Annotated in this window: 10 protein-coding genes and 1 pseudogene; 8 read left to right on the plus strand and 3 right to left on the minus strand. The window is 55.6% G+C overall.

What is annotated here, in order from left to right:
• Positions 1 to 696: an urea ABC transporter ATP-binding subunit UrtE gene (urtE, locus tag EYC79_RS02095; RefSeq protein WP_111851024.1), complete on the plus strand. Its 696-nt coding sequence runs from the start codon at positions 1 to 3 to the stop codon at positions 694 to 696.
• Between the two features lie 14 nt (positions 697 to 710).
• Positions 711 to 1,709 carry an acetamidase/formamidase family protein gene (locus EYC79_RS02100; RefSeq protein ID WP_418121659.1) on the plus strand — a complete coding sequence of 333 codons (999 nt, stop codon included), beginning with the start codon at positions 711 to 713 and terminating at the stop codon, positions 1,707 to 1,709.
• A gap of 214 nt (positions 1,710 to 1,923) precedes the next feature.
• Here the strand turns inward: EYC79_RS02100 and EYC79_RS02105 are convergent.
• Positions 1,924 to 2,784, minus strand: a pseudogene (locus tag EYC79_RS02105) (lipid A biosynthesis lauroyl acyltransferase).
• Positions 2,785 to 3,012: 228 nt separating this feature from the next.
• Here EYC79_RS02105 and EYC79_RS02110 point away from each other — a divergent pair.
• Positions 3,013 to 3,438 carry a winged helix-turn-helix transcriptional regulator gene (locus tag EYC79_RS02110; protein ID WP_111851022.1) on the plus strand — a complete coding sequence of 142 codons (426 nt, stop codon included), beginning with the start codon at positions 3,013 to 3,015 and terminating at the stop codon, positions 3,436 to 3,438.
• A 661-nt stretch (positions 3,439 to 4,099) separates the two neighbouring features.
• Here EYC79_RS02110 and EYC79_RS23885 read toward each other — a convergent pair.
• Together EYC79_RS23885 and EYC79_RS23890 are read right to left on the minus strand one after the other, a co-directional pair.
• Positions 4,100 to 4,429 (minus strand): enolase C-terminal domain-like protein, encoded by a 330-nt coding sequence (locus tag EYC79_RS23885; protein WP_280956434.1) that lies wholly within the window; start codon positions 4,427 to 4,429, stop codon positions 4,100 to 4,102.
• Positions 4,430 to 4,437: 8 nt separating this feature from the next.
• Positions 4,438 to 4,971, minus strand: coding sequence for a mandelate racemase/muconate lactonizing enzyme family protein (locus tag EYC79_RS23890; RefSeq protein WP_280956435.1), 534 nt, complete (start codon positions 4,969 to 4,971; stop codon positions 4,438 to 4,440).
• Between the two features lie 456 nt (positions 4,972 to 5,427).
• Here EYC79_RS23890 and EYC79_RS02120 point away from each other — a divergent pair, with 456 nt between their 5' ends.
• From EYC79_RS02120 to EYC79_RS02140, 5 genes are all read left to right on the plus strand, one after another.
• Positions 5,428 to 5,682: a type II toxin-antitoxin system Phd/YefM family antitoxin gene (locus EYC79_RS02120; RefSeq protein WP_111851021.1), complete on the plus strand. Its 255-nt coding sequence runs from the start codon at positions 5,428 to 5,430 to the stop codon at positions 5,680 to 5,682.
• Entirely contained in the window at positions 5,679 to 6,101 is a 423-nt protein-coding gene (locus tag EYC79_RS02125; protein WP_111850958.1) for a type II toxin-antitoxin system VapC family toxin, read from the plus strand. The genes EYC79_RS02120 and EYC79_RS02125 overlap by 4 nt, the downstream gene beginning before the upstream one ends.
• A gap of 223 nt (positions 6,102 to 6,324) precedes the next feature.
• Positions 6,325 to 6,945: an RNA polymerase sigma factor gene (locus tag EYC79_RS02130; RefSeq protein ID WP_111850957.1), complete on the plus strand. Its 621-nt coding sequence runs from the start codon at positions 6,325 to 6,327 to the stop codon at positions 6,943 to 6,945.
• 124 nt (positions 6,946 to 7,069) lie between these two features.
• Entirely contained in the window at positions 7,070 to 8,077 is a 1,008-nt protein-coding gene (locus tag EYC79_RS02135; protein WP_111850956.1) for a FecR family protein, read from the plus strand.
• Between the two features lie 178 nt (positions 8,078 to 8,255).
• Positions 8,256 to 10,504: TonB-dependent siderophore receptor (locus tag EYC79_RS02140; protein WP_165456940.1), on the plus strand; the 2,249-nt coding region annotated here is incomplete at its 3' end.

Raw genomic sequence — 10,504 nt, forward strand, 5'->3', positions numbered from 1 at the left:
ATGGGACTGACCATAGAGAAGCTAAATCTGCACTACGGCAGCAGCCATGCGCTGAAAAATATTTCATTTCAGACCGCAACAAAGGGCTGCACCGCTGTCATGGGACGCAATGGCGCCGGTAAAACGACGCTCCTGCGTTGCCTGATGGGAGTTCTCCCAGCGACCTCGGGCAAAATTTCCTGGAACGATCAAGATGTTGCGATCTTGCCGCCATTTCGTCGCGTAAGAGAAGGATTCGGATACGTCCCCCAGGGGCGCGAGATTTTCGCAAATCTCACGGTCGGACAAAATCTCGAAATCGCGGCGGCGGCGGCGAAGGTCGAAGAACCCGAGGAGGTAATCGCGGAGGCCGTCGCGCTCTTCCCTGTCATCGGAGAGATGTGGAAGCGCCGAGGCGGGGATCTTTCCGGGGGGCAACAGCAGCAGTTGAGTATAGCACGCGCGCTTGTAACGCGGCCCGAGTTGCTGATCCTCGATGAGCCAACCGAGGGTGTTCAGCCCTCGATTGTCAGCCGCATCGAAGACGTGATCGCGCAATTGCGCGGTCGCCTCTCGATCTTGCTTGTTGAACAATATTTCGATTTCGCCCGCTCCATCTCGGACCACGTAGTGGTCCTTTCCCGAGGCGAAGTTGTGCTGCATGGCGCCGCATCGGACATAAACGATGAAGCTGTGAAACGACATCTTTCAATCTAAATAGAAAGTGATACATGATGTTTGAAGTAAAAGCCTCTCCTGAGAACCTTTACTGGGGCTATTTCGATGCGGAGACCAAGCCAGTACTGACCGTTCCTTCCGGAGCGGAAGTGATGCTGCATACGCTACCTGCCTGCTTTGAAGAGGATGTTCCCCCTAATTCCACGCTAGTTACGCCAGATCACCGCATTGCGCTGGACAATCTGGTACCAGGCGGCGGCGACGGAAAAGTTGTGGCTGGCCCTGTCGGTCCCCACGTGCTCACAGGACCGATTTTCGTGGAAGGCGCAATGCCCGGGGACGTCTTACAGGTTGATATTCTGGAAGCCACACCCCGCCAAGACTGGGGCTTCTGCGCCATCCTGCCCCTTCTGGGAACATTGCCGGAGGAATTCACCAACTACGAGCGCATGCACGTTTCGATCGATCGCAATCGGCAGATGGCGAAATTGCCGTGGGGACTGGAGATTGCCCTTGATCCCTTCTTCGGCATCATGGGTGTTGCGCCACCAAAGGAATGGGGCCGAATTGGCACCCCGGAACCACGGGCGTTTGGCGGCAATATGGACAATAAAGATCTCCGGCCAGGAAGCACCGTTTATTTCCCTGTATTCAACGAAGGCGCATTGTTCAGCGCCGGTGACGGACATGGATGCCAGGGACACGGTGAGGTTTGTATCACAGCGCTGGAGACAGCACTCAACGGAGTCTTTCGCCTTACCGTGCGCAAGGACATGAAACTGGCTCAGCCATTCGCGGAGACCCCAGACAAACTCATCTCGATGGGTTTCAATAGCGACCTTGATGAAGCAGCCCGGCAATCGGTGCGTGAGATGATAAGGCTGATATGCGAACGTACGAATCTGGATCGGAACCAGGCATATATGTTGTGTTCACTCGTGGCCGATCTCCACGTAACTCAGCTGGTTGACATCAACAAAGGCGTTCATGCAATCCTCGACAAGAGGCACCTCGTAAACGCACTAGCAAGGCGCGAAGAATACTCACTTTGATCTCGCAATTTTAGAGTTGCCAACCGGGAGTGTCGCGTGTGGATGCTCCTGTTTTGGCGGGAACAATTTTTCAACTGCAGTCTGCGAGGAACTGGGTCGCAGCAATTCGCCCCTATAGCGATCATCCTCTGCCAGCGATGAGCCACTGATGCAGATTGCCTTGGCACCGCAAAGTATTCGATTGCGGACACTGCAGGGCCGACGACACTCGTACCTAGTTTTTTTGTCTGTGGTCCCAGCGATCATGGTACCAGAGCCACTGCTCTGGGTATTGCCTTATCCAGGTTTCTAGCTTCACATTCAGAAGCTGCGCTGTCTGCTGGAAATCCACTGCGCCTTGCTTGTTGCGAGGAATTTTAATCTTGGGCTCAAGCTCTAACCGGAACCGATTGTAGGGCAAACGAATGCACCGAGCCGGAAAAACATCGCAATCGAACTGCCGGACTGATTTTGCCAGCAGGGGGTTGGTTCTGACGTCCTCACCGAAGAACTTGGTCGGCAGACCCTTCCGAAACTTCTGATCGACCAGAATCCCCACACCGCCACCACAATCCAACTGACGGGCGAGTGCGAACGCAGATCCTGCGTGGGAGGGCACAAGGTTTCCGATCCTCCTTCTTCTAAACCTGGAAAGTTGCTCAGCGCCATAGGGGTTGTTTGGAGGACGAAACAGGGAAGTCACATTGGGACCGAAAGTGGCTGCAACGACCGCGAGCAGTTCGAAATCGCCTGTGTGCGCAGTAAACACAATGAACAGGCGTTTATGGTCGAAGCTCTGCGAACTCTGCAATTCCAGAAACTTCCACTCGCCCTGGCTGAGTCTGCTTGGGATCATAATCGAACAGTTGATCTAGGAAGACATACTCAGCAGCAAGCCTGCCAATGTGTTCCCAGCTCGCCAGGGCGATTTCGAGTCGTTCGCTTTCATCCTTGTTCGGATATGCGAGAGCCAAATTATGGAGGGCAAGCTGGTGGCGTGGGGTGAACGGGCCAACTAACCGTGCGAAGCGATCAGCAAACTTTATTCGGCATCAGCAGGGAATTGTTTTAGAACCCTCAGAAAACGAAAGGCTATGGTGGCATTAAGCCATTCGCGAGCGTTGTCGGTGCGAGTGGCAAGCTACCTTAGATTCTTGTTCATATTTTTCTTTCGTATGCTCGTCCTAGCTCGCCTGATTGTTTGGAGACGATCAGTGAGTGATATTTGTTTTTCGTTGTTATGACCATACTCCGGACCATTGAGATGGCAAATGTTTCCAAGGGTTGATAAAACGAACCGGGTATGATGCCGAAGGCAAGGGAAATGACCAGAGAAGAAATCCTCAGCTATTCACAAGCGGTCTGTGACGGTCTCCGAGAAGACGAAGACGGTGTGAGACGCGAAGTTCTGACGCATGCCGGAAACAGGTGGTCGCTTGGCGTGATCCACACCCTTGGAGTGTACGGTAGACTTCGGCACGCGGATATTGGACGACGAATGCATGGCGTCACGCAGAGGATGCTGACCCGCACACTACGCCAGCTAGAGCGGGATGGGCTCGTTACCCGATACGATCTCGTCGAAATGCCGCCACGCGTGGAATACGAACTGACAGAACTTGGCATGGGACTTCTTATCCGCATGATTCCACTTTGGACGTGGGTCGTCGAAAATTCCGATCTGTTTCGAAAGTCACGCGAGGATTACGACGCTCGTCCACCTGAGAAGCCTTCTTGGCAAACTTTCTGAGACGCAGGGTGCCGCTAAGTATAGATTCTCACGCGTCGTTCGCTGAGATCAAAGAACGGATGCCTTGGATTGGCGAGCGCTTAGCCGCGCTCACCAATACGGAGTGACCTGATCACCTATGGCTGGGCAAAAGTATTCGATTTGAGGAACGCGGCAAAGCCGCCATCCAGCTTTGAAAGAACGCCTTGCTTTCATCGCCGAACGTCCCATCGCGAGGCCGCGCACGAGACCTTATCCTTGTCGCGGTCGTAACGATTTGCGGTGCATATGTGTGGTGACGTTAGAAGCAATTTTACTTTCGATGCAGCTGGCGCTTCTGATGCTGAGCGCGCCAGTGAGAGGGCGTCTGGCCAGTCATGGAGTGAAACTCGAACAGCTACAAAGTGATGATGCCTACCGAGGGGGATGTGTTCAATCAGAGTTTTCTTCGCCGGGCCTATGCCAAGGTCGGCAAAGGGATCCGTTCGATAGCGCCGATTGCTGGAGAAGAACTCCACGTTCGCGAAGCGTTGCGACGATGGAACTGCATATGCAGCACGGTTGCCGGTCGTCCTCGTCGTCTGGATAACAGGCAATAATGCAGCGTGACGATCTTGCGCTATCGCCCTTCTCATATCCAGATACTCCTTTTATCGCATCCCTTTTGGTATCTGGCGTCGGATTATATTGTCGGGGCAGGTCCTTGCTCAATCGGGAGACGATTATTCTTCGTTGCCGCCCCGAGTTGTGTTCTCTCCAGACGCTTGGGCGGTGCCCAATCTTGTCTGGCTTCCTCTGAAAGTACCAGCCCGTGGCCGGGTCTGTCCGGCGCGTAAGCGTAGCCGTCGCGAATCTCGATAGGCGTTTCCACGAGATGGTCGAAATTCTGGAAGGAATATTCCAGCCATTCGACCTCTGGGAGAGCTGTGGCCATGTGGACGCCGACTTCAAGGAAAGTATTGCCGAGGCTGATCGGTATGCCCATTTCCGCGGCAAGCCAGCCGATACGCATGACATCTGTCACCTGTCCGTGGACATTGAGCAGATCCGTGCCATGTTTTCGAGAAGGATGCGCTTTCCGGGCATATCGAGATATTCGCCGCTGTTGATTTGGGTCCAGTTGACCGCATGACGCAACGTGCGCAGGCCCTCGAAGTCATGGCGCAGAATAGGGTCTTCGACCCAGAGCAACTCATGCCCGGCGTCGCGAATGGCAGTCAGCTTGACTAGCGCCTCTCTCGAGTTCCATGCCTCATTGGGATCGATCATCATCAACGACCCTTTCGGCACTGATTGCTGAAGGAGATCAAGTCGCTTTAGGTCACGACTGAAGTCTGGATGGCCGACTTTGATCTTGAACGCTGTATACCCCAGGCTCGAAGCATACGAGAAGAGCGCGCAAAATGCCTCGTCGCTTAGGTGAAAATCAAGGCCGCTGGCATAGGCACGGACGCGATCACGCCTGCTGCCGAGAAGTCGGTGCAGCGGCATGCCGGCCTGTTTGGCTGCAAGATCCCACAGCGCGACTTGTAGTGCTTCGTGGAATGGCAGCAATGGGCGCGGCAAATCTCTCTTGACGCGAAGTCTTCGTTGGAACAGGTGAGGCTGCAGTCGGGGCTGCGGCAGAGGCCGGGATAGGGATTGCGCTAATGGCGCGCAGTGGTGCGCCCGCCGGCGCGGTCGAAGTCGAGGCCCGGGGACTTCCGCAGTTACCTCATTTGGACGTGATGTTAATATCCAATGTCACCGGTGATCGCACGACGGCCGCATTGCGTCGGATCTCGAGGGTGTTTCAGGCAGGCGGACCAGTTATGGCAATGGGATAGGGAGAAACTGCGATAACTCTTAACTTTCAGATACGTAAAAGTTCTTTCACCGGGATGAGGACCGGTCGCAGGTTCGAATCTACTCAAGAGCTAAAACCTGGCCAAGAACCCAATTTGCCACAAGGGCATTGCGTATTCAGGACAGGGGTCATATATGTAGGTATGTTTCTACATGGAGCTTCGTATGGGTACCATCAGTTTGACCAGCCGCGAATTGAACCACGATGTTGGCAGAGCAAAGAAGGCTGCTGAGGCTGGACCTGTCGTTATTACTGATCGGGGCAGGCCATCGCACGTCTTGATGACTTATGGTGAGTTTGAGCGTCTAACAGGGAAACGTCATAATCTTGTCGATGCGCTATCGATGCCGGGTTTGTCGGCGATCGATTTCGATCCTCCTCGATCGATAATAGCAACCCGCGAAGTTGATCTGTCTTGAAATATTTGCTCGATACAAACGTCGTCTCCGAACTTCGAAAGGTGGGCGACGGAAAAGCCGATCCGAATGTAACGGCTTGGATAGGTGCGCACGATGCCCGTGATCTCTGCATTTCTGCGATAACAATTTTAGAGCTTGAGCGCGGGATACTTAGCGTTCAGCGCCGCGACCTTGCGCAAGGCTCTCGTTTACGTGCATGGATGGATGGCCGGGTTCGCCCGGAGTTTGCTGAGCGCACAATTGTAATCGATGATGTTGTTGCTACTCGTTGCGCCCACTTGCATATACCAGATCGCCGTAATGAAGCTGATGCAATCATTGCCGCCACGGCGCTTGTCCACGGACTGGCGGTGGTGACGCGGAATATTTGGGACTTCCAGGGAACAGGGGTAGTCCTTGTAGACCCATGGAGCGTCTGAGGCCAGGACGGCAGGGGCCTGGATCGTCTCTGCGAGTTGGGCAGAATAACGTGTCGCCGGTTCATATCCCTTCAAGGCGATAACGGGATTCTTAGATTAGAAGAGCCGAGCTGCTTACGTCTATGGTACACGATCAAAAATCGAAAAGTGTACTTACATTATCATGTTTTTAGTATATCTAGAGCGAGATGCTCTCGCACCTGTGAGCTGGCAGATCCCTAAGATGGAATTCGAATGTGCAGCAGCCTATCATCATGAGCCATGCGTCAACAGCGCGTCGTTCCAGTGGTTGGCGTTGCAAGCCCGATCGGAATATGTCGAGGCAGCCGTGTCAGCCATCCTGAACTCCGTATTTGCTCTTCACCGGCGCTCGCTGCTTTCAACCGTTATGCGCATTGTCCGTGACCCACATACAGCCGAGGATCTCACACAGGAAACCTACGTTCGCGCGAAAAAAGCATTTGATGACGGTGAGGTAGAGCATCCGGAAGGTTTTCTGCATCAAACCGCCCGCAACCTGGCACTGGATCACCTGCGCCGAACGGGTTCACGCAACGTGGTGGAATCGGTCGGACTTGATGACAATGTTACCGAGAATGTTGCAAGTGATGTCGTCCTGATCGAGACTGAGATCATAGAGCGGCAAAAATTTACAGCTTTCGAGCGCGCTCTACACGATCTTCCGGCGCGCGCACAGACGGTCCTCATTCTAGCGAGGATAGAACGTTGGGCTCACTATCGCATCGCAGAACATCTCGGAGTATCAGAGCGAACGGTCTTTAATGACCTGAAGATGGCCATGGCACATTGCCGCGATGCAGTTACCCGGCATGAGAAAAACTGATGGGCGTAGCCATGACGAGCTTGCAAAGATCCTCAATACCCGCCTGCTGTAAAGGAATGTTTGCCGGATCTCCGGTCGCCGAACGTCTAGTAGGTTGTAAGAAGGCTTTGTTACTGACGAATGGATGGTATCGGTGATAGGCGGCGATAGCACCACCCCACGGAAGATAAAAACCTGCTACGAGCACGATGATCCCATCGCTGACGCGGCATTAGAATGGTTCGTTCGCCTCCAGGGTGCAGAAACTTTGAACGAGGAGTGGCAGCTTTTCGAGCGCTGGCTAGACGAGGACGTGCGCCACAGGCAGGAGTTCGATAAACTTAACGAGATTTGGGGATCGCGGTCTTTCGAACGAGCGATCTCGCAATTGACGCCTTCCTCATCAAAACATCTTGTTTCTGCGCGTCGGTCCGCACGTTGGACAATCCGCACAATGGCAGTTGCTGCATGCGTGATCGTCTCTGTCGGATTATGGCAGGGGCCGGCTATGATGGTGGCATATCAAGCTGACTATGCGACTGCGACAGGCAATCAGTCGTTGGTCTCCCTGCCAGATGGGTCAAGCATGTTCCTGAACACTGACACAGCCGTAAGCATCGATTTCGATGATGGCCGAAGACGGGTTCAACTGCTTAAAGGCGAAGCATACTTCGACGTCAAACACGATCAGGCTCATCCGTTTCAGGTTGCTGGCGACTACGGAAAAGTAGAGGTGAGGGGAACAGCTTTCTCCGTTCGCACAGACAGTTCGCAAACCACTGTTGTTCTCGAACGCGGCCTGGTCGACGTTACCTGTCTGTGCGCGTCCCGGGGAGAAGCACAGCTGCTTGCAGGGCAAACGGTCACGGCCTCGGCAACTGCGCTTTCCGAGATCTCAAGCTCTGATCCCAGTAGAGTCCTTGCCTGGCGCAACGGCCGCATCGCCTTCGATGATGTACGACTTGGAAGCGTGATTGACGAACTCGGTCGCTATTATCACGGTCGAGTGTTCATTGCGAGCAATCGGGTGGAGCAACTGGTCGTGTCGGGTAACTACCGCCTCGACAATATCGAGGGTGCAATCCGCACTTTGGCTGACGCTGCTGGCGTCGGCATGACCCGTCTTCCAGGCGGCATAATAATCCTTCGTTAAAATGACAACTTTTTTTGCCGGATCGTAAAACCTGCTGCGTCAATCAGTTTGAGGGTGGCGTTCAGCAGGATGCGAGGCGACCCTCAGAGTATTCGAGTGAGGGTATCTTGGAATGATGACGGGACGGTCACACTACAATCGCATGCAGGACGTGGGGCGAGCAAAACATAGGTTGACGATGAGAAGGTTGCTTGCGGCCACGGTGCTCGGCTCCGCTTTGCTTGCTACGCAAGCGCCGGTGTTCGCGCAAGCACGATCGGCGGCCTCGTCATCGCAATCGGTGTCTTTCAACATTCCGTCGCAATCATTGTCCTCCGCGCTCGATGCGTTCATCAACCAAAGCGGCTGGCAGATCAGCTATTCGTCTGCACTCGTTCGCGGAAAGCAGTCCCCAGGCATTCAGGGGAGTGCGACGCCGACCGCCGCACTGAACCGGTTGGTTGCAGGAAGCGGGATTTCTGTCAGGATTGGTGCGCCGGGATCTGCCGCCCTTGTCGCACGGTCTGACGTTGCGGGTTCAACTGGCGATGCCACCATGCTCGCGCCTATTGTGATCTCGGGCGAGACTGCATGGGGACCGGTGGACGGCTACGTGGCCAAGCGGAGTGCCACGGGCACCAAGACCGACACGCCGCTTATGCAGACGCCGCAATCCATCAGTATCGTGACGCGGGAGCAGGCGGAGGCTCAAGGCGCGCAAAGCCTCGCCCAGTCGCTTCGCTATTCGGCAGGCGTCGCCGCCGAAGTCCGCGGTTCGGCAACCCGCTACGATATTCCCTATATCCGTGGTTTCGGCTCCCCGACCGACCCGGTCCAGTTTGTCGATGGCCTGCGGCTGCTGCGTGGAGGCGGTTACGCCTTCCCGCAGATCGAGACGTACGGCGTCGAGAGGATCGAATTCCTCAAGGGGCCTTCCTCCACCCTTTACGGAGGAAGCATGTCCGGTGGTCTGATCAATTCGGTCTCGAAGCGGCCCATCAGCGAGCAGCAGAACGAAGTCGAGGTGCTGTTCGGCAGCCATAACCGCATGCAGGCTGCCTTCGATTCATCCGGCCCGCTCGATGCGGAAGGCACAATGCTCTACCGCATCATCGGGCTTGCCCGGAAATCCGATACGCAAGTGGTCAATGCCGAGGAAGAGCGGCGCTACATCGCGCCGTCGTTCACCTGGTCGCCGGATGAAGATACGAGGCTGACGGTGATGGGCAGCTATCAGCACGACCCGGAAGGCGGCTACTATGGCATCCTGCCCACGGTGGGCACGCTCTGGTCGAGCCCGGCCGGCAAGATTCCGCGCTCGTTCAACGATGGCGACCCGGCATATCATGGCTTCGACCGAAAGCAGGCGATGCTGGGTTACGAATTCGAGCATCGCTTCAACGAAACCTGGACTGTCCGCCACAACCTGCGTTATCTCGACCTGACCACCGTAACGCAGGATGTCGCAACGAGCGGCATGGCGCCGGATGGGCATACGATCAACCGCTATGCGCTGGGCCAGGATGAGGCGATCCACGGCGTCACGTCGGACCTGCAGTTGCAGGGCGAGTTCGATACCGGCCGCCTCCAGCACACCGCGCTCTTCGGCTTCGACTATCAATATTCGGACTGGCGCCAGATCAGGGACTACGGCGGGGCACCGTCGATCGACTTCCTCAACCCGGTCTATGGAACGGCGAGCAACCTGGTGCTGGCGCGCATCACCAACCAGCAGCAGTCCATCCGTCAATCGGGTCTTTATTTGCAGGACCAAATCGCTCTCGACAATTGGACGATGGTTCTTGGCGGCCGCTATGACGCTATTCGGACGACGACGGAAAACTATCTGAACGGTAGCAGCCAGACACAGGACGACGGCGCGTTCAGCGGCAAGGTCGGTCTGATCTACAATTTCGACAACGGCGTTGCGCCTTATGCGAGCTACTCCAGCTCCTTCCTGCCGGTAAGCGGAGCGGACGCAAAAGGCGCCGCCTTCAAGCCTTCGACGGCGGAACAGTTCGAAATCGGGGTCAAGTATCAGCCGGCGGGTTTCGACGGCCTGTTCACGCTGGCCTATTTCGACATCACTCAGCACGATGTCGTGACCGCCCTCAACCCGATCACGCGCTACCAAAGTGGCGAGCAGCGCTCGCGCGGCCTTGAGTTCGAAGCGAGGGCCGCCGTGACCGACAACATCAACGTCACGGGCGCCTTCACCTACACCGAGGCCGAGATCGTGAAGGGCCTCGGCGCTGATGTCGGGGACTATCCCATCGGCATTCCCGATCTGACCGCATCGCTTTGGGGAGACTATACGTTTGACAGCGGCGCCCTGGAGGGCGTGAAGATCGGTGGCGGTGTACGCTATGTAGGAAAGACGGTCGGCGGATATTCTCCGAACGCCTTCACCCCAGGCGCGACGCGCCTCGATGTACCCGGCTACACGGT

Source organism: Agrobacterium cavarae (assembly GCF_004310285.1).
Classification (GTDB): Bacteria; Pseudomonadota; Alphaproteobacteria; order Rhizobiales; family Rhizobiaceae; genus Agrobacterium; species Agrobacterium cavarae.